Raw genomic sequence first — 20132 nt, forward strand, 5'->3', positions numbered from 1 at the left:
ACGGAAAGCCGGCCGATCACCCTCACGACGCGGACGATCCTCACCCGAGCGGAACCCACCCCGGCGATCGTCGTTGTTACGGAACCCGCCACGCTCACCGGACGGACGATCCCCGTCCCGACGGAAAGCCGGCCGATCACCCTCACGACGCGGACGATCCTCACCCGAGCGGAACCCACCCCGACGGTCATCGTTGTTACGGAACCCGCCACGCTCACCGGACGGACGATCCCCGTCCCGACGGAAGCCTTGGCCGCTGCCCTGAGGCCGATCACCGAAGGACCTGCCCCGATCCGAGCCGCTCCCTCGCGGCACTCCCTGCGGACGATCCTGGCCACCACGCCCGCGGGGGCCCTTGTCACGGTTCTTATCGATCACCGGACAAGTCTGCCGTTGTCTCACTCACAAGGCAAAGAATCACAGCAACCAGGCCACGGACGGAACCTCTCGAGCGCCTGCAGGTCCGGCTCAAGACAGCACGCCACTGAGCCACCATCAGCCAAGGGGCGTGGGTGGGGATGAGTAAGGGGCCCTGACACATCGTGTCAGGGCCCCTTGGTTCACCCCTTTTCGGGGGGTGTGTTCGGCGGTGTCCTACTCTCCCACACCCTCGCGAGTGCAGTACCATCGGCGCTGCAAGGCTTAGCTTCCGGGTTCGGAATGGGACCGGGCGTTTCCCTTGCGCAATGGCCACCGAAACAATCTGTAATTGTCGTCCCACACCTGGGTGTGGGGGGAAACAACCAACTGTTTGCTGGTCAAGATATCGTATAGTGGACGCGAGCGTTAGCAGATATTGTTGGGTCTCGTCACTGTTTGGTGTAGTGACAAGCCCTCGGCCTATTAGTACCAGTCAGCTCCACACATTACTGTGCTTCCACATCTGGCCTATCAACCCCATGGTCTGTAGGGGGCCTTACCCACTCAAGGTGGTGAGAGTCCTCATCTTGAAGCGTGCTTCCCGCTTAGATGCTTTCAGCGGTTATCATTTCCCAACGTAGCCAACCAGCCGTGCCCTTGGCAGGACAACTGGCACACCAGAGGTTGGTCCGTCCCGGTCCTCTCGTACTAAGGACAGCCCTTCTCAAGACTCTAACGCGCGCAGCGGATAGGGACCGAACTGTCTCACGACGTTCTAAACCCAGCTCGCGTGCCGCTTTAATGGGCGAACAGCCCAACCCTTGGGACCGACTCCAGCCCCAGGATGCGACGAGCCGACATCGAGGTGCCAAACCATGCCGTCGCTATGGACGCTCGGGCAAGATCAGCCTGTTATCCCCGGGGTACCTTTTATCCGTTGAGTGACGGCGCTTCCACACGCCACCGTCAGATCACTAGTCCCGACTTTCGTCCCTGCTCGACATGTCTGTCTCACAGTCAAGCTCCCTTGTGCACTTACACTCAACACCTGATTGCCAACCAGGCTGAGGGAACCTTTGGGCGCCTCCGTTACCTTTTGGGAGGCGACCGCCCCAGTCAAACTACCCATCAGGCACTGTCCCTGAACCCGATCAGGGTCCGAGGTTAGATAACCAGAACGACCAGAGTGGTATTTCAACGATGACTCCACCATCACTGGCGTGACAGCTTCAAAGTCTCCCACCTATCCTACACAAGTCGTACCGATCACCAATACCAAACTATAGTAAAGGTCCCGGGGTCTTTCCGTCCTGCTGCGCGTAACGAGCATCTTTACTCGTAATGCAATTTCGCCGAGTTCGTGGTGGAGACAGCGCCCAAATCGTTACTCCATTCGTGCAGGTCGGAACTTACCCGACAAGGAATTTCGCTACCTTAGGATGGTTATAGTTACCACCGCCGTTTACTGGGGCTTAAGTTCACCGCTTCGCTTGCGCTAACAGTTCCCCTTAACCTTCCAGCACCGGGCAGGAGTCAGTCCGTATACATCGTCTTTCAACTTCGCACGGACCTGTGTTTTTAGTAAACAGTCGCTTGGGCCTGGTCTCTGCGACCCTCACCGCTACCCTGCGCAAGGCAGTTGACGGATCAGGTCCCCCTTATCCCGAAGTTACGGGGGTATTTTGCCGAGTTCCTTCACCACGATTCTCTCGATCGCCTTGGTATTCTCTACCTATCCACCTGTGTCGGTTTGGGGTACGGGCGGCTCACAACTCGCTCACGAAGCTTTTCTAGGCAGCATAGGATCACCCACACCAGGGACAAGTCCCCAGTGCCATCACGTCTCAACCACACAGCACACGGATTTGCCAATGTGCCGGCCTACACGCTTAGCCCACGACAACCATCGCGTGGGATGGGCTACCTTCCTGCGTCCCTCCGCAGCTTGCCTACTACCGGCTCAGGTCACAGACTCAACCAACCAGACACCCCGAAGGGCACCACGGAAGGCCTCGCGTGCTTAGTATCACCGGCCTCGACACGGGCGTTGCTTCGCCGGTACCAGAATATCAACTGGTTGTCCATCGACTACGCCTGTCGGCCTCGCCTTAGGTCCCGACTCACCCAGGGCAGATTAGCTTGACCCTGGAACCCTTGGATATTCGGCGGACGGGTTTCCCACCCGTCTTTCGCTACTCATGCCTGCATTCTCACTCGTGTGCACTCCACGACTGGGTCACCCCGCCGCTTCACAGCACACACGACGCTCCCCTACCCAACCACACACCTGGCCCGAAGGCAGGTACACGCATGATTGCCACAGCTTCGGCGGACTGCTTGAGCCCCGCTACATTGTCGGCGCAGAATCACTTGACCAGTGAGCTATTACGCACTCTTTCAAGGGTGGCTGCTTCCAAGCCAACCTCCTGGTTGTCTTCGCAACTCCACATCCTTTTCCACTTAGCAGTCCCTTAGGGGCCTTAGCTGGTGATCTGGGCTGTTTCCCTCTCGACTATGAAGCTTATCCCCCACAGTCTCACTGCCGCCCTTCACTTACCGGCATTCGGAGTTTGGCTGATTTCGGTAAGCTTGTGGGCCCCCTAGACCATCCAGTGCTCTACCTCCGGCAAGAAACAGGCGACGCTGCACCTAAATGCATTTCGGGGAGAACCAGCTATCACGGAGTTTGATTGGCCTTTCACCCCTATCCACAGCTCATCCCCTCGGTTTTCAACCCAAGTGGGTTCGGTCCTCCACGACGTCTTACCGTCGCTTCAACCTGGCCATGGATAGATCACTCCGCTTCGGGTCCAGACCCGGCGACTCAAACGCCCTATTCGGACTCGCTTTCGCTACGGCTCCCCCACACGGGTTAACCTCGCCACCGAGCACTGACTCGCAGGCTCATTCTTCAAAAGGCACGCCGTCACCCCACAAAGAGGCTCCGACGGATTGTAGGCGGTCGGTTTCAGGTACTATTTCACTCCCCTCCCGGGGTACTTTTCACCTTTCCCTCACGGTACTTGTCCGCTATCGGTCATCAAGGAGTATTTAGGCTTGACGGGTGGTCCCGCCGGATTCACACAGAATTTCAGGGGTTCCGTGCTACTTGGGGTAACGACAACGAGGCAAACACATACGCCTACACGACTGTCACGCACTCTGGTACACCCTCCCAGGTGTTTCAGCTTCATGTTTGCTTTATCACTCGATGGGAGATCAGCAGCCCTCCCGAGTCGGCCCCACAACCCCCAACGTGCAACGCCTGCCAGCTATCACACACGCCAGGTTTGGCCTCTTCCGCTTTCGCTCGCCACTACTCACGGAATCACAATTGTTTTCTCTTCCTGTGGGTACTGAGATGTTTCACTTCCCCACGTTCCCTCCAACACCCCTATATATTCAGGATGAGGTCGCCCGACACAACTCGGGTCATTCGAGGTTTCCCTATTCGGAAATCCACGGATCAAAGCTCGTTTACCAGCTCCCCATGGCTTATCGCAGGTTACAACGTCCTTCATCGGCTCTTGATGCCAAGGCATCCACCGACCGCCCTTAGTAGCTTGTCACCAAACAAAAACGATCAACAAAATCTACAAAGATGCTCGCGTCCACTATACAATTCTCAAACAACAAACAAACACCAGAACCCAACCCCCAAACTGGGGACCAAACCCTGGCATCATCGTTGCGACACCCACCAAACCACGGCGGAAGTCCCAGAACCCAACAACGTGCCACCGCCCCCACCAGACTCCGAACACCCCACCCGTTCCACACACCACACGGTGCAGTACTAGACACGAAGCGCTCATCCCTGGCCGGGACTCGGTCAACACCATCCACAATTCAGTCACCCCGCCCCGCACACCACACTCGGATGTGAACGAGGACGACCCCCCACCCGTGACGGTGGATGAGGCACAGAGGCTCCCTAGAAAGGAGGTGATCCAGCCGCACCTTCCGGTACGGCTACCTTGTTACGACTTAGTCCTAATTACCGATCCCACCTTCGACAGCTCCCTCCACAAGGGTTGGGCCACCGGCTTCGGGTGTTACCGACTTTCATGACTTGACGGGCGGTGTGTACAAGGCCCGGGAACGTATTCACCGCAGCAATGCTGATCTGCGATTACTAGCGACTCCGACTTCATGGGGTCGAGTTGCAGACCCCAATCCGAACTGAGACTGGCTTTACGTGATTCGCTCACCCTCACGGGATCGCAACACTTTGTACCAGCCATTGTAGCATGCGTGAAGCCCTGGACATAAGGGGCATGATGACTTGACGTCATCCCCACCTTCCTCCGAGTTGACCCCGGCAGTCTCCCATGAGTTCCCGGCATAACCCGCTGGCAACATAGGACGAGGGTTGCGCTCGTTGCGGGACTTAACCCAACATCTCACGACACGAGCTGACGACAGCCATGCACCACCTGCACACCAGCCCGAAGGAAACAACATCTCTGCTGTCGTCTGGTGCATGTCAAACCCAGGTAAGGTTCTTCGCGTTGCATCGAATTAATCCGCATGCTCCGCCGCTTGTGCGGGCCCCCGTCAATTCCTTTGAGTTTTAGCCTTGCGGCCGTACTCCCCAGGCGGGGCACTTAATGCGTTAGCTACGGCACGGAGAACGTGGAAGTCCCCCACACCTAGTGCCCACCGTTTACGGCGTGGACTACCAGGGTATCTAAGCCTGTTCGCTCCCCACGCTTTCGCTCCTCAGCGTCAGGAAATGTCCAGAGAACCGCCTTCGCCACCGGTGTTCCTCCTGATATCTGCGCATTCCACCGCTCCACCAGGAATTCCGTTCTCCCCTACATCCCTCAAGTCTGCCCGTATCGAATGCAAGCACACAGTTAAGCTGTCTGTTTTCACATCCGACGCAACAAACCACCTACGAGCTCTTTACGCCCAATAAATCCGGACAACGCTCGCACCCTACGTATCACCGCGGCTGCTGGCACGTAGTTAGCCGGTGCTTCTTCTCCAGGTACCGTCAAATTCGCCCCTGGTGAAAGCGGTTTACAACCCGAAGGCCGTCATCCCGCACGCGGCGTTGCTGCATCAGGCTTCCGCCCATTGTGCAATATTCCCCACTGCTGCCTCCCGTAGGAGTCTGGGCCGTATCTCAGTCCCAGTGTGGCCGGTCGCCCTCTCAGGCCGGCTACCCGTCAAAGCCTTGGTAGGCCACTACCCCACCAACAAGCTGATAGGCCGCGAGTCCATCCCCCACCGAAAAAACTTTCCAAACACCCCCATGCGAAGACATCTGAATATGCGGTATTAGCAAGAATTTCTCCTCGTTATCCCACAGTGAAGGGCAGGTTACTCACGTGTTACTCACCCGTTCGCCACTAACCACCAAACAAGTTTGATGATCCGTTCGACTTGCATGTGTTAAGCACGCCGCCAGCGTTCGTCCTGAGCCAGGATCAAACTCTCCATCGAAAAACTGGAAAGCAATCACACTGACAAACCAACCCAAAAGTTGGCAATCAATCAATCACTCAAAGTGTCAGCCAAAACTGACAACGAGGACACACAAAAACCAAAGGTTATGTGTGCAAAAAATGAACCACAACACCCCAAAAGATGTCATAGCCACTGGCATTGACCTAAGCACGCTGTTGAGTTCTCAAACTTCCGACACACACCCCAAACCACTCAGGAACAAGCCTTCGCGGCCCGAAGGGCACTCGATCCACTCTAGAGGGTTCCACCCGCCGAGTCAAATCGGCCGGCGTCACGCCCCCCAACTCCGTCACCGAGCAAGCCCACTGCGGGCCAGGTCTTCGTTGGAGTCGGCCTCCGTGCCGGTCCGGGACTGTCGTCCCGCCCTCCGAAGGCTTGGTATACGTTACGCGGTGTTGAGGCAACCGTCAAGTTGGCAGGTGCGCGCCTGCCCGGACGGCGGACGCCGGCACCATCACCCCTTGTCATCAGGACTTGGACGTGTCCAACACGCACGAAGGCCCCCGTCCGGGCTCGGACGGGGGCCTTCGGTGACGAGGGAGCGGACTCAGGCCTCTTCGGTGGGCTTGAGGCGCGCGGTGTCAACAGCGATGCCGGGACCCATGGTGGACGCGACGGTGATCTTCTTCAGGTACTTGCCCTTGGCCGCGGACGGCTTGAGGCGCATGACCTCGTCCAGGGCCGCGAAGTAGTTCTCCGCCAGCTTCGCCTGGTCGAAGGACGCCTTGCCCACGATGAAGTGAAGGTTGGCGTGGCGATCCACACGGAACTCGATCTTGCCGCCCTTGATGTCGGTGACGGCCTTGGCCACGTCCATGGTGACCGTTCCCGTCTTCGGGTTCGGCATCAGGCCACGCGGGCCCAGGACGCGGCCCAGCTTGCCGACCTTGCCCATGAGGTCAGGGGTCGCGACGACGGCGTCGAAGTCCAGGTACCCGCCCTGGACCTTCTCGATCAGCTCGTCCGCGCCGACCTCGTCGGCACCCGCCTCGGTGGCCGCGGCGGCCCTCTCACCGGTGGCGAAGACGAGGACCCTTGCCGTCTTGCCGGTGCCGTTGGGGAGGTTCACCGTGCCACGGACCATCTGGTCCGCCTTGCGGGGATCGACGCCGAGGCGCATGGCGACCTCGATCGTCTCGTCGAACTTGGCGGACGCTCCGGTCTTGGCCAGGGCGAGCGCCTCCTCCGGGGTGTACAACTGCGCGGAGTCGATGGCCTCGGCTGCCGCGCGGTAAGCCTTGCTGCGCTTCATGTCTGGTTCCTTTCGTCCAGCCCGTCAGGGCTGTTACCAGGTGTGGTGCGGGCCGCGCAGGCCCTGCCACGGGGAAAGAGGTCAGCCCTCGACGGTCACGCCCATGGAACGAGCGGTGCCCTCGACGATCTTCATCGCGGCGTCCACGTCGTTGGCGTTGAGGTCGGGGAGCTTGGTGCTGGCGATCTCGCGAACCTGGTCGCGGGTGATCTTGCCCACCTTGTCCTTGTTGGGCTTGGCGGAGCCGCTCTTGAGGCCGGCGGCCTTCTTGATCAGCTCGGCGGCCGGCGGCGTCTTCGTGATGAAGGTGAACGTGCGGTCCTCGTAGATGGTGATCTCCACGGGGATGACGTTGCCGCGCATGGATTCGGTCTGGGCGTTGTACGCCTTGCAGAACTCCATGATGTTGACGCCGTGCGGACCGAGGGCGGTTCCGACCGGAGGGGCAGGGGTGGCCGCGCCCGCGTTCAAGGCAACCTTGACGAGAGCCGCCACCTTCTTCTTGGGAGGCATGTTGGGTCCTTGCTACTTGGTGGTACGGCCGGGACGCCGCACCGGGATGGTGTTGCTGGCCCCGAGGGTACGGGGCCGGTGCGAACGACTTCGCTCAGACGTCCTTCTGGACCTGGGCGAAGGTGAGGTCCACGGGGGTTTCCCGCCCCAGGATCTCGACCAGGGCCTTGAGCCGCTGGTGGTTCGCATTGATCTCGGTGATGGTGGCGTGCACGCCCGAGAAGGGGCCCTGCACGACCATGACGGAATCGCCGACGTTGAAGTTGACGGCCTCGACCTTGCGCTTCTTCGGCGTAGCCTGACCCGTCGCCTCGGCGTTCGCCTTGGCGAAGGCGGCGGGTGCCAGCATCTTGGTGACCTCGTCCAACGACAGCGGGACGGGGTGGCTCGCGTGCGCCACGAACCCGGTGACCGACGGGGTCTGGCGGACCGCCGACCACGAGGCGTCCGTCAGTTCCATGCGGACGAGCACGTAGCCGGGCAGGACCGTTCGGGTCACGACCTTGCGGGTGCCGTTGCGGGTCTCCACGACGTCCTCGGTTGGGACGACCGACTCGAAGATGTAGTCCTCCATGCCGAGGGTCGTGATGCGCGCGTCGAGGTTCTGCTTCACACGGTTCTCCATCCCGGAGTACGTGTGAATGACGTACCAGTCGCCGAACTGGCCGGCGAGCTTCTCGCGCAGCGCCGCGACGATGGCCTCTTCGTCGGCAGCCCCGGACTCATCGACCTCGTCCTCGGGCTCATCGTCCTCACCCAGGTTGAGGACGATCTCGTCCTCAACGGTGTCGAGGTCGGCACCGAAGTCGAGGTTGAGCTCGACGTCGTCCTCGGGCGTCGCGTCCATCGGACCGAGGTCGATCTCGACCTCATCCAGTGTCACGTCGTCGTCGTTCACGTCGTCAGCCATGCGTTGTAGTCCACCTTCCGTTGGTTCAGTGTCAGCCGAACAGCCTCAGCAGCGCCCAGCCGAAACCGAGGTCGAGCAGTCCAACGTACGCGATCACGATCAGCACGAACACCAGGACGGCCCAGAAGTACTGCTGGACCTGAGTCCACGTCGGCCAGACGACCTTCTTCAACTCCTCGACCGACTCCCCCGCGAACTGCACGGGGCCCGTCCGACGAGTCGCAACAGTCTGTGCCCCGGAGCGTCTGCGCGGAGTCGCCCCGCCCTTGGTCGCAACCTCGGGCGTCCTGCGCACGGGGCGCGAGCTACGAGCCTTCTGTGCCACCGTCTCAGCGGCGGTCAACTGGGCCGGATCGTCGACCTCGACCTCAGCGTCGTCCACGGACGGCACCTCGGCTGCAGCCAGCTCCTCGGCCTCGGTCTCGTCGGACGCCACCTCGTAGGAAGCGGGCTCGACCAAGTCCTCTCCGAGGAGCTCCCCGGGCAGGTTCTCCAGATCGTCAGAGGACGCCAAGGACTCGCGGGAGTCATCATTGGGTGCCACTGCACTTCCTCACATCTGCTGATCGACGCCTGTCAGGCCCCGGTGGACCCAGCAGGGCAAGAGGGACTCGAACCCCCAACCTGCGGTTTTGGAGACCGCTGCTCTGCCAATTGAGCTATTGCCCTTCAGTGACCCTCACCGTAGCGTGCGCACCAAGGCGCGCTCCACCACTGGTCAGTTCCACCAAGGTCAAGAGTGTACGAGGTTTCACCCCCGACGTCGAACTGGGCGCGGCGACGCCTCCTGCGCACCCGTGCCCTCAGGGCACGGACCGGTCCAGCGACACCCCCACGAAGACCGGCTCGGGGACCAAGGTGATCCCGAACCGCTCCCGCACTCCGTCGCGCACCTCGCGGGCCAGCCGCACGATGTCGGACGCCGTGGCCCCACCGCGGTTCGTCAGGGCCAGCGTGTGCTTGGTGGACAGCGTGGCCGGCGGTGTCCCGTGCCCCTTCATGAAACCGGCGTGCTCGATCAGCCACGCGGCGCTGGTCTTCACGAGCCCCTCCCCCGCCGGGTAGCGCGGCGCGTCCTCGGGGAGGAGCACGGCGTCCGCCTCGGCCAGGATCGGGTTGGTGAAGAACGAGCCGGCGCTCCACGTGTCGTGGTCGGCGGCGTCCAGCACCATGCCCTTGCCGCGCCGCAGGTCCAGGACGGTCGCACGGACGTCCTCGAGCGGAGCGCGTCCGCCCGCGGCCACCCCGAGCCGGCGCGCCAGCTCGCCGTAGCGGATCGGGGCGCCCATCGAACCCTGCAGGAACTGGAAGGTCACCGACACCACGAGGTACCGGCCGGGTTCGGCCTTGAAGCGGCTGTTCCGGTAGGAGAAGTCGCAGTCGACATTCGGGAAGGTCTTGTACTGGCGGGTCCGGCGGTCCCAGGTCCGGACGCTCCAGATCGTCTGGGCGACCTCCTGTCCGTACGCCCCGACGTTCTGGATGGGCGTCGAGCCCACCGCGCCGGGGATGCCCGAGAGTGCCTCGATGCCGACGAATCCCTGCCCGATGGTCCAGGCGACGAAGTCGTCCCAGTTCTCGCCGGCCTGGACCTCCACGAGGATCCCCCCGCAGGAGGCGCCGTCGGTCACGGGACCCGCGGCGTCCGCGTCGATCTCGCAGAACGTGCCGCCGTCCGTACTGACGCCCGTGGTGGCGACGTGGACGACGACACCGTCGAAGCCCTCGTCGGCGACGACGACGTTCGAGCCGCCCGACAGCACGAGGACGGGCTCGCCCCCCGCGTCGGCGTCCGCGACGGCCCGGACGAACTCGTCGGTCGTGGTGGCCTCGACCCAGCGTCCGGCCGGACCACCCACCCGCAGCGTCGTGTGGTCAGCGAGCACCTCAGCCAAGGCGCACCTCCGCGTTCGCGGCGCCGAGCACCTTGGTCTCGCCGAGCAGCGCCTCGATCGCGACGGTGGCGACGCCGTCGGCCACCTTGGTGACCCGTCCGTTCACCGTCACGGTCGCGCCCACGCCGTCGTCGGGCACCGGCACCGGCTTCGTGAACCGGACGCCGTACGCCATGACCCGTGTGGGACCCGCCCAGTCCGTCACCACGCGCAGCGCGCGCCCCATGGTGAGCATGCCGTGGGCCAGCACCCCGTCCAGGCCGATGGCACGGGCCGCGTGGTCGGAGTGGTGGATCGGGTTGAAGTCGCCGGACGCCCCGGCGTACCTCACCAGATCCGTGCGGGTGAAGGTCAGCTCCACCGACGGCAGGACGAGGCCGACCTCGACGTTCTCCAGCGCGCTCATGCGGACGCCTCCTCGGGCCAGGTGTGGAGCAGGGTGGACGTGGACGTGCAGACGTGCTCGCCGCCGGTGGTCTCGATCCGCGAGGAGACGGTGATGAACGCCGTGTTGGCGCGTGCCCGGACCTTCTCGACCCTCAGCATCGAGACGACCTCGTCGCCGGCGCGCAGGGGGCGGACGAAGTCGAATCGCTGGTCGGCGTGGACGAGCCGGGAGAGCTTGATGTCGAGTTCCTCGTCACCGAACAGTCCGTCCCACGACGACAGCGCCACCACGATCGCGAAGGTGGGCGGCGCGACGGCGTCCGGCCCGCGGTAGGCGGGGTTGTCGTCGCCCAGGGCGTCCGCGAACTCGGCGATCTTGCCCGCGGTGACCGTGTAGGGCGCCGTGGCCGGGTACGTCCGGCCCACGTGTGCTTCGGTGATCGGCATGGTCGCAGGCTATCGCGCGGGTAGGGTCACGGCGTGAGCCTGCGCCTGTTGTTCGTGTCCCTGCACACCTCGCCCGCGTCCTCCCCGGGTGCCGGGGACGCCGGCGGCATGAACGTCGTGGAACGCCACCAAGCGCGGGCGCTCGCCGCCCTGGGACACCGGGTGGACCTCGTGACGCGGCGGTCCGCGCCGGACCAGGAGGACGTGGAAGACCTGGGCGGCGGGGTCCGGTTGCTGCACCTGGACGCCGGGCCGGCGGAGGACCTGGCCAAGAGCGCCATCGACGCGCACATCGAGGAGTTCTCCGCGGGCCTGGGCCGACTCGAGTCGTACGACCTGGTGCAGTCCCACCACTGGATGAGCGGGGTGGCCGCACTGCCCGTCGCGCGGGATTGGGGCGTGGCGCACGTGCAGAGCTACCACTCGGTCGCGGCGCACCCCGGATCGCCGCTGTCGGAGGGCGAACCCCCCGAGTCGCTCGAGCGGGTGGCCGGCGAAGCCCTCATCGCACGGGAGTCCGACGCCATCATCGCGGTCTCCACCGCGGAGGCACGGACGATCGTCGAGCGGTGCGGGGCGGACCCGACGCGGGTCTCGGTGATCCCGCCGGGCGTCGACCTGCAGCTGTTCCGGCCCGCCCTGCCGGCCGAGCGCCGGCCCGCCTGCCCGCGGTGCGGTTCGCGCGCCGGGTACGTCCTCATGGCCGCCCGGTTGCAGCCCCTGAAGGGCGGGGACCTCGCGATCCGGGCGTTGGCGGAGTTGCCGGCCCCGGTACGTCCCGACCTCGTCGTCGCCGGCGACGTCTCGGCCGACTTCGCCGACTACCGCGCCGAGGTGGAGTCGTTGATCGACACGTTGGGCTTGCGCAACCACGTGCACTTCGTGGGGGCCCAGTCCCGCGAACACCTGGCGGAACTCATGAGGCACGCGCAGGCCCTGCTCGTGCCGTCGCACTCGGAGACGTTCGGGCTGGTCGCGCTCGAGGGCGCGGCCTCCGGGGTGCCGGTGCTGGCGTCGTCCACCGGCGGGCTGCGGGAGGTGGTCGTGGACGAGGAGACGGGCTACCTGCTGACGTCCCGCGATCCGGTGCTGTGGGGGCGGACGCTCGCGGGGCTGCTCGCCAACGAGCCCCTGCGGGCGCGCTTGGGCGTGATCGCGCGGGTCCACGCGCGGAGGTTCGACTGGTCTGACATCGGCGTCCGGTTGGGGACGTTCTACGAGCGGGTCGCCGCGGCGCACGCGGTGTGAGGCACCTCTGAGCCAAGTCAGGCACCCGGCAACGCAGAACGGGCCGCCCCTTGAGGGACGGCCCGTTCGTGAACTGGGTTCAGCGGGTCTCGCGGTGCGCCGTGTGCGTCTTGCACTTGGGGCAGAACTTCTTCAGCTCCAGGCGATCCGGGTCGTTGCGCTTGTTCTTCTTGGTGATGTAGTTGCGCTCCTTGCACTCAGTGCAAGCCAGCGTGATCTTGGGGCGGATGTCGCCAGACTTCTTGGCCATGAGAGCCCTCCTTGCTAAATCGAATGTCGATCGGTTCGGTAGCGGAGACGGGACTCGAACCCGTGACACAGCGATTATGAGCCGCTTGCTCTACCACCTGAGCTACCCCGCCAAGGCCTTCGGCGAACCGACGACCAGAGCCCCCATGCGGATTTGAACCGCAGACCTCGTCCTTACCAAGGACGCGCTCTGCCAACTGAGCTACAGGGGCAAGACAGCGTCGTACAACTTACAACATCGGGGGGTGATCCCCAAATCAGTTGACGCCGCTCCAGCATCGATCGTCGCTCCCCCGTAGGGCGGACGGCGTCCGAGACTGCTCGACCCGGCCGAAGCCGGGTCGAAGTGGCAGGTGTAGGGTTCGAACCTACGTAGGCAATGCCGACGGTTTTACAGACCGCTCCCTTTGGCCGCTCGGGCAACCTGCCGTGCTGATCGCTCAGCGGGTAGCTACTCTAGCAACCCCTACGGCCACAGATCCAAATCGAGAGGTGCGCACATGGCATCCGACAGTTCGTTCGACGTTGTCAGCAAGTACGACGCGCAGGAGGTCGAGAACGCGATCAACATGGCGGCCAAGGAGGTCGGGCAGCGCTTCGACTTCAAGGGCACCGAGTCCTCGATCCGCAAGTCAGGAGACCTCATCGAGATCGAGTCGAGCGGCGAGGAGCGCGCGAAGGCCGTCCTCGACGTCTTCCAGGGCAAGCTCATCAAGCGCGGCATCTCCCTCAAGGCGCTGGATGCCGGCGAGCCCCGCCTGTCCGGGAAGATGTGGAAGATCACGGCGTCCATGAAGTCGGGCATCTCACAGGAGAACGCCAAGAAGCTCGCGAAGCTCATCCGCGACGAGGGCCCCAAGGGCGTCAAGACCCAGATCCAGGGCGACGAGATGCGGGTGTCCTCGAAGTCGCGCGACGACCTGCAGGCGGTCCAGAAGCTGATCAAGGAAGCCGACTACGACTTCGCGGTTCAGTTCACGAACTACCGATGAGGCGGACGCCGTTGGTCCGGCTGGCCGCCGGCGTGGCGGTGGTGGCGTTGGCGTCCGGTTGTGCGGGGCCGACGCGCTCGACGCCCGGCCCCGCACCGACGCCGTCGGGCACGGCGTCCCTGCCCGTCGGGATCACCCCGACCATGACGACCTGGGGCTCCAGGGTGGAGCTCCCCGGCGTCGGCACGGCCGTCTTCACCAAGTCCGGGTCGGACGCCGAGGTGGCACTCACGGCGTCCGTCGCCGGGGTGCGCCTGGGGCTCGCGCGCGGGGCGCGCCTCGAGGGCAAGGTCGCCTTCGCGTGCAGCGCGATCGTCGTGTCGGGAGCCAGGGAGGACGGCGCGGTGGGCGCGGGCCGGACGGCGATCGTCCGGTATCCGGGCTGTGCCACCGGCGAGACCTTCGCGTGGAACTACATGGTCGACGGTGAACGGACGCTCTCGATCGGCGTCCAGGATGGCTGAGGTGGCGTTCTCCGGATTCCCCGAGGAGGCGCTCACGTTCTACGACCGCCTCGAGCTGGAGAACACGCGCGAGTTCTGGCAATCCGCCAGACAGACGTACGAGGACGCCGTCCGCTCCCCCATCACCGCCCTCGCCGAAGAACTGGCCGACGAGTTCGGCGAGGCGAAGATCTTCCGGCCGTACCGGGACGTCCGTTTCCGCGCGGACAAGACCCCGTACAAGACCCACCAGGGGGCGTTCGTCCGGGTGGGCGAGGCGTTGGGCTACTACGTGCAGATCTCGTCGGCCGGCGTCCAGGCGGGGGCGGGGTTCTACGCCGCGTCGTCCGAGGGCTTGGCCGCGTTCCGCTCGGCGGTGGCCGGTCCGGCGGGGGACGTGTTCGAGCGGCTGCTGGCCCGGGCGGTCGAGGACGGCCTGTCGATCGGGGGAGACACCCTCAAGACGGCGCCGCGCGGCTACGACCGCGACCACGAGCGGATCCACCTGCTGCGCCACAAGAACCTCACGCTGATGCGCGACCACGGGTGCGCGCCGGTGATCCACACGCCGGAGATCTCCGGGTTGGTCCGCGCAGACTGGCGCGCAGCGCGTCCGGTCGTCGAGTGGCTGGAAGAGACCCTCCCCGCCTGAGGCTCTGGCAGGCTGGGAGGCATGACGAACCCCTTGAACCTTCCGCTGGCGGTGTCGATCGGCGTGGGCACCTTCGCGTGGTACGCCCTGCCCGACCTGGTGCGCTCGCGCGCCGCGCGCACCGTCCTGAAGGGCGGCCTGCTGGCCGGCGCCGGGGTGGTCTGGGGGCTGACGAGGCCCGCGAGCGAGCCCCGGCAGGGCCCGGACGCCTTCGACGAGGTGCTGGCGGCGGTCAACGCGGAGCCGGCGACGTGGCTCGGCCTCGGCGTCGTGGGCGTCGGGGTGGCGACCACGGCGACTGCGTGGGGTGAGAAGGCGGTCTTCCTTTTCGGTGAGCGCCGTCGGGCTCGCGGCACGTCCTGGGCGCACACGCTGCCGGCTCTGGGGTGGGGCGTTCTGGCCGGGCTGTCGCTGCTGCCGTCCCCGGGTTCGCTGGCGCGCCGGTCGGTGAGCCCCGACCTCGCGGGCGCGCAGCTGGGTCCCGCAAGACAGAGTGAACTTGTGCCCCGACTGCGGGGCACAAGTTCACGCCATCTGTGGCAACTGGGACGGCGAGGACTGTTCCCACCGGCTGGGTAGCCTGTCGCGGTGCTTCGCATCGCCTCCTACAACGTCAACGGCATCCGGGCCGCGCAGCGGCGCGGCTTCGAGGACTGGCTGGAACGCCGGCGTCCGGACGTCGTGGCGATCCAGGAGATGCGCTGCCCGGCGCCCCTGGTGCCCGAGGGCATGTTCGGCGACTACCACCACGCCTACCACCCCGGGAACCTGCCCGGCCGCAACGGCGTCGCGATCGTCTCCCGGGTCGCGCCGACGGCCGTCCGGCAGGGGTTCGGCAGCCGGGTCTTCGACCACGAGGGTCGCTACATCGAGGTCGACCTCGACCTTCCGGATGCCCCGCCACTGACCGTCGGCTCCGTGTACGTGACCAAGGGCTCGCCCATGGTGGGGCCGGCCGCCGACCTCGCGCGGTACCGCCGCAAGATGCGGTTCATGGCGTCGTTCCGGTCGTACCTGGTCGGGGCGCGGCGGACGGCGCGGCGCAACGGACGCGAGTTCCTGGTCATGGGCGACTTCAACGTCGCCCACCAGCGGACGGACCTCAAGAACTGGCGTGGAGCCAACCAGAAGGAGGGCTTCCTGCCCGAGGAGCGGGAGTGGTTCGGCACGCTCCTGGGTGAGCGGACGCTCGTCGACGTGGTGCGTCGCCTGCACCCGGATGCCGAGGGCCCGTACTCGTGGTGGTCCTGGATGCCGGGCGCCTTCGAGCGCAACGCGGGCTGGCGGATCGACTACCACCTGGCCTCCCCGGGGCTGGCCCGTGCCGCGGTCCAGGGCGGCACGGACCGGGAACCGACCTCCGAGGAGCGCGTCAGCGACCACGCGCCCGTGGTGGTGGACTACGCGGTGTGACGCGCGCGGACGCGCACCGAGGCGGCGGAGGGGTCAAGCCTCGAAGCAGGCGAGGACCTCGGCGCGGGTGACATCCTCGATGCGCGCGTGCTGCCACTGCGGGTTGCGGTCCTTGTCGACCAACTGCGCCCGGACGCCCTCGGCGAAGTCGGGGCGGGGGATCAGGTGGCGGGCCAGGACCATGTCCTGGGCCAGGACCTCGTCGACCCCCGACATCGTCTCCGCGCGGCGGATGGCCTCCAACGTGACGGCCACTGAGAGTGGGCACCGCTTGCGGAGGTCGGCCCCGGCAGCGCGCGCGGCGGGCTCCGGGTGCCCCTCCAGTGCGCGCACGATCGCGACCGGGTCGTCCGAGGAGTAGCACTCGTCGATCCAGGACTTCCACCCGTCCAGCACGGACGCCGGCGCCGGACCGTCCGTCTCGTCGACCTCGTCGGCCAGGCCGACGCGGACGGCGTCCCGGCCGTTGATCGGGTTGCCGGTCAGCGCCACGTGCGTACCGAGTTCCCCCGGGGCGTGGGAGAGGTACCAGAGGATGCCGACGTCCGGGATGAAGCCGATGATCGTCTCGGGCATGGCGAAGACGGAGTCGGGGTACGCGATGCGCCGCGAGCCGTGGGCGGAGACGCCGAGTCCGCCTCCCATGGTGATGCCGCGCTGGTGGGCGATGTAGGGCTTCCCGAAGGCCTTGATCGCGGCGTTCATGGCGTACTCGGTCGTGAAGAACGCCAGGTGGTCACCCCCGGTCAGGATGACCTCGCGCAGGGCCCGGACGTCGGCGCCGGAGCACAGGCCCCGCTCCCCCGCCCCGGAGATTTCCACGCGCACGATCGAGCCGTCCTCGGCCCAGTCGTCCAACGCGGCATGGATGCCCGAGAGCATGGCGGGCGTCAGCGCGTTGATGGCGCGGGGACGGTTGAGGACGAGGTGTCCCACCCCGTCGCGGGCCTCGACGATCAGTTCGGTTTGGGTCATGCGGATGTTCCCTCCTGGACTTGGCGGACGGTCTCTGCCTCGTGGGTCGACCCCACGGGCTCGGCGGATGGGGTGGTGTCGGCGCCCGGCCGGCGGCGGCTGCGGCGTCGCAACACGCGCCAGACGAGGCCGGCCGCCAGCGCGGCGAGGGCGAGGGCGACGGCGTCGTTGCGCCACGCGAGGTTGCCGGCGCCGTAGACGAGCAGGACGGACGTGACGATCGCGGCCGTCCGCAGCGTCCGGGAACTCGTGCGGGCCAGCGGCAGGAACACCGCGCCCCAGAGCAGGTACCAGCTGTGCAGGGCAGGGCCGAAGAACGCGTAGGCGAGGTAGGCGAAGGCCAGGAAGGTGATGGGGCGCGTCCGCAGGTGGCGGAACGCGAGCCACGCCATCAACCCGAGGGCGACGATGAGCGACAGCGTCGTCGTGACCGTGGGCGTGACGGCCGCGGCGCTCCCCAGCCCGAGGGCCAGCAGCCCCTGCTGGAGTGCCCAGCCGACGAGGCTGATCGGCGCCAGGGTGACGATCATGCCGGGGACGCCGACGGCCCCGAGCCAGCCGAAACCCAACCCGGTGAGCAGGGAGATGCCCGCGAACACGCCGATCACCCCGCCGAGGACGATGAGCAGGCGCGGCAGGAACCGGGCGACGTCGCGCCCGCGCCAGGACGCCCACCCGGAGCCGATCACCGCCACCGGCAGCGCCGCGAGCAGGGCGGGTTGCTTGACCGACATCCCGACGCCGACGGCCAGGATCGCCGCCCAGAACCAGCCCCGGTAGGCGCAGTACACGCCCAGCACCACGAGCCCGAGCATCAACGCGTCGTTGTGGGCCCCGCCGACCAGGTCGATCACCAGCAGCGGATTGATGGTCGAGAACCAGGCCGCGCGGCTGGGGTCGGCGTCCATCTGCTGGGCGATGCGCGGCAGGAAGTGGACGATCAGCGCAACGCCGACCAGCGCGGGCAGCCGCTGCAGGACCGCCGAATAGTAGGGGTTGAGCCCCGCGAGGTCCACGAGCCAGTGCGAGATGGTCAGGGACAGGGGTCCGTACGGGGCGGGGGTGTAGCGCCAGAGCCAGGCGACCTGGTCGGCGAACGTTCCGGGCAGGACGGACGGAGTGGCCTCGTACGGGTTCAGCCCGTTGTGCAGCAGCCATCCGTGCGCGGCGTAGCTGTAGGCGTCGTGGCTGAAGATCGGCGGGGCCACCAGCAGCGGCAGCGCCCACCAGGTCAGCACCGCCCAGTGCTTCACGTCGGTGTAGACCGAGGGGCGCAGCTTGTACCAGGCGACGATCAGCAGGGCGACGGCGCCGATGACCAAGGCGGTCGCGAAGGCCCGCGCCAGCCAGGAGTCCAGGCCGAGGGCCCGCATGAAGGGCCAGTACGGGGACGCCTGCGGGAGGTAGGCCGGAGACAGGGCGCCGAGCGCCAGCAGCACGGTCCCCACGAGTCCCATACGGACCGGGCGGAGCCGGAACGCGGCGAGCAGGTCGGTCCACCGGGCGGCGAGCGCCGAGCGCAGGGCCTCGACCACGGCACCTCCCTCACCGTCCCGGGGCCGCCGGGGGTCGACGGCCCAACGGCCACAGCGTAGTGGGGAGCCCCGTGTGGCACTCTTGCCCCGTGCGCTACTACGACTGGTTCTCCGACGGCTCGGTCGTCGTGGGTGCAGTCGGCCTGGCCTGCTGCGTGGTCGAGACCGAGGCCGCGATGCTCGGGCGTCCCGAGGTGACGGGCGTCCCCGCCGGCGCGCGAGTCGTCCTCGCCGTCGCGGGCACCGTGACGGACGCCGTGGCCCCGGTCGTCCGCGCGATCGTGGAGGCCCATCCCGGGGCGTCCGTGGTGTCGTTCGGCGCGTGCGCGTCCGCCGGCGGCCCCTACTGGGACTCCCCCGTCGTGACCAAGGGCGTCGACCAGCTCGTCGAGGTCCACCACTACCTGCCGGGCTGCCCACCCTCCCCGGCCGCCCTGGAAGCGCTGCTGGAGCAGGAGTACCACCATGCCTGACGAGGTCCGGCGGGTGGGGCTCGGCGAGTGGCACGGCGCCGTGGCGTCGGCGCTGGCGTCCGGGGCGACGTGGTTCGACTGGCTGGGCGGCGTGGACGAGGTCGGGCGCGAGGACGCGATCCGCGTGATCGTGCGGCTGGCGCCGGATCCGGACACCGAGGGCGTCCGTCTCGAGGTGCTGGTGCCGCGCGACGGCGGCGCGCTGGCGTCCATCAGCGACCTGGTCGCCGGCGCGAGCTGGCACGAGCGCGAGGTGGCCGAGTTCCTGGGGATCCGATTCGAGGGCGGGGACGACCGTCCGCTGCTGTTGCGCCCGGGAGCTGTCGGCCATCCGCTGCGCCGGGACGCCGTTCTGGCCGCGCGGGTCGTCCGGCCGTGGCCGGGCGCGAAGGAGCCCGGCGAGACCGTGGCGGCCGGACGCCGGCGGATGGTCCCGCCCGGGGTGCCGGATCCGGAGGTCTGGGGCGAGCGTGTCGGGGAGCCGGCGAGCCCCGAGGAGATCGCGGCGTCCGTGCAGGGCGGCCGTGTGCGGAGGCGACGATGACCCACAGCCCCGCGGTGCCGCACCGCTCCATCGAGCTCATCCGCGAGAACTGCACGTCCTGCATGATCTGCGTCCGGGAGTGCCCGGCCTGGTGCATCGCGCTGTCGAGCCACTCCGAGCCGCTGGACGGATCCCCGCCCGGGCCGCGGCAGCGCACGCACAACGTGCTGGACGCCTTCTCGATCGACTGGTCCCTGTGCCTGTACTGCGGCATCTGCATCGAGGAGTGCCCGTTCGACGCGCTCGTGTGGAGCGAAGCCCTGCCGACACCCTCCTCGACAGCGGAAGGCCTCGTGGCGGAGCTGAGCTGACAAGCCAAGCAGCGACTACGCTGGTGCGGAGCTCTTGAGTCCAGAAAGAAGCACTGCT

Annotated in this window: 20 protein-coding genes, 4 tRNA genes and 3 rRNA genes; 9 read left to right on the forward strand and 18 right to left on the reverse strand. The window is 66.3% G+C overall.

Features of this window, described 5'->3' with window-relative positions; translation table 11 throughout:
• The 12 genes from AC5YDV_RS01930 to AC5YDV_RS01985 all read right to left on the reverse strand — a co-directional run.
• Positions 1–362: hypothetical protein (locus AC5YDV_RS01930; protein WP_496192324.1), on the reverse strand; the 362-nt coding region annotated here is incomplete at its 3' end.
• A 219-nt stretch (positions 363–581) separates the two neighbouring features.
• Positions 582–698: ribosomal RNA gene (gene rrf, locus AC5YDV_RS01935) — 5S ribosomal RNA — on the reverse strand.
• A gap of 125 nt (positions 699–823) precedes the next feature.
• Positions 824–3929 (reverse strand): 23S ribosomal RNA (locus AC5YDV_RS01940).
• Positions 3930–4298: 369 nt separating this feature from the next.
• Positions 4299–5811, reverse strand: a 16S ribosomal RNA gene (locus tag AC5YDV_RS01945).
• The 16S, 23S and 5S rRNA genes sit together here, the layout of an rRNA operon.
• A 571-nt stretch (positions 5812–6382) precedes the next feature.
• Positions 6383–7087 carry a 50S ribosomal protein L1 gene (gene rplA, locus AC5YDV_RS01950; protein WP_496182061.1) on the reverse strand — a complete coding sequence of 235 codons (705 nt, stop codon included), beginning with the start codon at positions 7085–7087 and terminating at the stop codon, positions 6383–6385.
• An 81-nt stretch (positions 7088–7168) separates the two neighbouring features.
• Positions 7169–7600 (reverse strand): 50S ribosomal protein L11, encoded by a 432-nt coding sequence (gene rplK / locus AC5YDV_RS01955; protein ID WP_496182060.1) that lies wholly within the window; start codon positions 7598–7600, stop codon positions 7169–7171.
• Positions 7601–7694: 94 nt separating this feature from the next.
• Positions 7695–8510: a transcription termination/antitermination protein NusG gene (gene nusG / locus AC5YDV_RS01960; protein ID WP_496182059.1), complete on the reverse strand. Its 816-nt coding sequence runs from the start codon at positions 8508–8510 to the stop codon at positions 7695–7697.
• Positions 8511–8541: 31 nt separating this feature from the next.
• The gene (gene secE / locus AC5YDV_RS01965; protein WP_496182058.1) at positions 8542–9054 is read right to left on the reverse strand and encodes a preprotein translocase subunit SecE; all 513 of its coding nucleotides are present in this window, start codon (positions 9052–9054) and stop codon (positions 8542–8544) included.
• 52 nt (positions 9055–9106) lie between these two features.
• Positions 9107–9179, reverse strand: a tRNA-Trp gene (locus AC5YDV_RS01970).
• A 134-nt stretch (positions 9180–9313) separates the two neighbouring features.
• Positions 9314–10405: a UDP-N-acetylmuramate dehydrogenase gene (locus AC5YDV_RS01975; protein ID WP_496182057.1), complete on the reverse strand. Its 1092-nt coding sequence runs from the start codon at positions 10403–10405 to the stop codon at positions 9314–9316.
• Entirely contained in the window at positions 10398–10811 is a 414-nt protein-coding gene (locus AC5YDV_RS01980) for a MaoC/PaaZ C-terminal domain-containing protein (RefSeq protein ID WP_496182056.1), read from the reverse strand. The genes AC5YDV_RS01975 and AC5YDV_RS01980 overlap by 8 nt, the downstream gene beginning before the upstream one ends.
• Positions 10808–11239 (reverse strand): FAS1-like dehydratase domain-containing protein, encoded by a 432-nt coding sequence (locus AC5YDV_RS01985; protein ID WP_496182055.1) that lies wholly within the window; start codon positions 11237–11239, stop codon positions 10808–10810. Before AC5YDV_RS01985 ends, AC5YDV_RS01980 begins: the two co-directional genes overlap by 4 nt.
• Before the next feature lie 33 nt (positions 11240–11272).
• Here AC5YDV_RS01985 and AC5YDV_RS01990 point away from each other — a divergent pair, with 33 nt between their 5' ends.
• The gene (locus AC5YDV_RS01990) at positions 11273–12487 is read left to right on the forward strand and encodes a glycosyltransferase (RefSeq protein ID WP_496182054.1); all 1215 of its coding nucleotides are present in this window, start codon (positions 11273–11275) and stop codon (positions 12485–12487) included.
• Between the two features lie 79 nt (positions 12488–12566).
• On the opposite strand, the gene rpmG is transcribed toward AC5YDV_RS01990, so the two are convergent.
• The 4 genes from rpmG to AC5YDV_RS02010 form a co-directional block, all read right to left on the reverse strand.
• A complete protein-coding gene (gene rpmG / locus AC5YDV_RS01995) occupies positions 12567–12737 on the reverse strand; it encodes a 50S ribosomal protein L33 (protein WP_496182053.1) in 171 nt (56 codons plus the stop codon).
• Positions 12738–12776: 39 nt separating this feature from the next.
• Positions 12777–12849: transfer RNA gene (locus AC5YDV_RS02000), tRNA-Met, on the reverse strand.
• Between the two features lie 26 nt (positions 12850–12875).
• Positions 12876–12948: transfer RNA gene (locus AC5YDV_RS02005), tRNA-Thr, on the reverse strand.
• A gap of 135 nt (positions 12949–13083) precedes the next feature.
• Positions 13084–13165 (reverse strand) — tRNA-Tyr (locus AC5YDV_RS02010).
• A gap of 71 nt (positions 13166–13236) precedes the next feature.
• Here AC5YDV_RS02010 and AC5YDV_RS02015 point away from each other — a divergent pair.
• From AC5YDV_RS02015 to AC5YDV_RS02035, 5 genes are read left to right on the forward strand one after another with little or no spacing between them, the layout of a single operon-like run.
• Entirely contained in the window at positions 13237–13728 is a 492-nt protein-coding gene (locus tag AC5YDV_RS02015) for a YajQ family cyclic di-GMP-binding protein (RefSeq protein ID WP_496182052.1), read from the forward strand.
• Complete coding sequence (locus AC5YDV_RS02020) at positions 13725–14192, forward strand: hypothetical protein (protein ID WP_496182051.1); 468 nt, start codon at positions 13725–13727, stop codon at positions 14190–14192. The genes AC5YDV_RS02015 and AC5YDV_RS02020 overlap by 4 nt, the downstream gene beginning before the upstream one ends.
• Positions 14185–14823, forward strand: a complete 639-nt coding sequence (locus AC5YDV_RS02025; protein ID WP_496182050.1) for a DUF2461 domain-containing protein — start codon at positions 14185–14187, stop codon at positions 14821–14823. Before AC5YDV_RS02020 ends, AC5YDV_RS02025 begins: the two co-directional genes overlap by 8 nt.
• A 21-nt stretch (positions 14824–14844) precedes the next feature.
• The gene (locus AC5YDV_RS02030) at positions 14845–15402 is read left to right on the forward strand and encodes a hypothetical protein (RefSeq protein WP_496182049.1); all 558 of its coding nucleotides are present in this window, start codon (positions 14845–14847) and stop codon (positions 15400–15402) included.
• 9 nt (positions 15403–15411) lie between these two features.
• Positions 15412–16236 carry an exodeoxyribonuclease III gene (locus AC5YDV_RS02035; RefSeq protein ID WP_496182048.1) on the forward strand — a complete coding sequence of 275 codons (825 nt, stop codon included), beginning with the start codon at positions 15412–15414 and terminating at the stop codon, positions 16234–16236.
• Between the two features lie 33 nt (positions 16237–16269).
• Here the strand turns inward: AC5YDV_RS02035 and AC5YDV_RS02040 are convergent, their stop codons facing one another.
• Both AC5YDV_RS02040 and mptB read right to left on the reverse strand, forming a co-directional pair.
• Positions 16270–17211 carry an enoyl-CoA hydratase/isomerase family protein gene (locus AC5YDV_RS02040; protein ID WP_496182047.1) on the reverse strand — a complete coding sequence of 314 codons (942 nt, stop codon included), beginning with the start codon at positions 17209–17211 and terminating at the stop codon, positions 16270–16272.
• Positions 17208–18746 carry a polyprenol phosphomannose-dependent alpha 1,6 mannosyltransferase MptB gene (gene mptB / locus AC5YDV_RS02045; protein ID WP_496182046.1) on the reverse strand — a complete coding sequence of 513 codons (1539 nt, stop codon included), beginning with the start codon at positions 18744–18746 and terminating at the stop codon, positions 17208–17210. The genes AC5YDV_RS02040 and mptB overlap by 4 nt, the downstream gene beginning before the upstream one ends.
• Positions 18747–18835: 89 nt before the next feature.
• Between mptB and AC5YDV_RS02050 the strand changes: the two genes are divergently transcribed.
• The 3 genes from AC5YDV_RS02050 to AC5YDV_RS02060 are packed head-to-tail and all read left to right on the forward strand — an operon-like array spanning position 18836 to position 20074.
• Positions 18836–19219, forward strand: coding sequence for an NADH-quinone oxidoreductase subunit B (locus AC5YDV_RS02050; protein WP_496182045.1), 384 nt, complete (start codon positions 18836–18838; stop codon positions 19217–19219).
• Positions 19212–19763: an NADH-quinone oxidoreductase subunit C gene (locus AC5YDV_RS02055; protein WP_496182044.1), complete on the forward strand. Its 552-nt coding sequence runs from the start codon at positions 19212–19214 to the stop codon at positions 19761–19763. Before AC5YDV_RS02050 ends, AC5YDV_RS02055 begins: the two co-directional genes overlap by 8 nt.
• 14 nt (positions 19764–19777) lie before the next feature.
• Entirely contained in the window at positions 19778–20074 is a 297-nt protein-coding gene (locus tag AC5YDV_RS02060; protein ID WP_496182070.1) for a 4Fe-4S binding protein, read from the forward strand.
• Positions 20075–20132: the final 58 nt, after the last annotated feature.

The organism is Propioniciclava sp. LT432, from assembly GCF_059515965.1.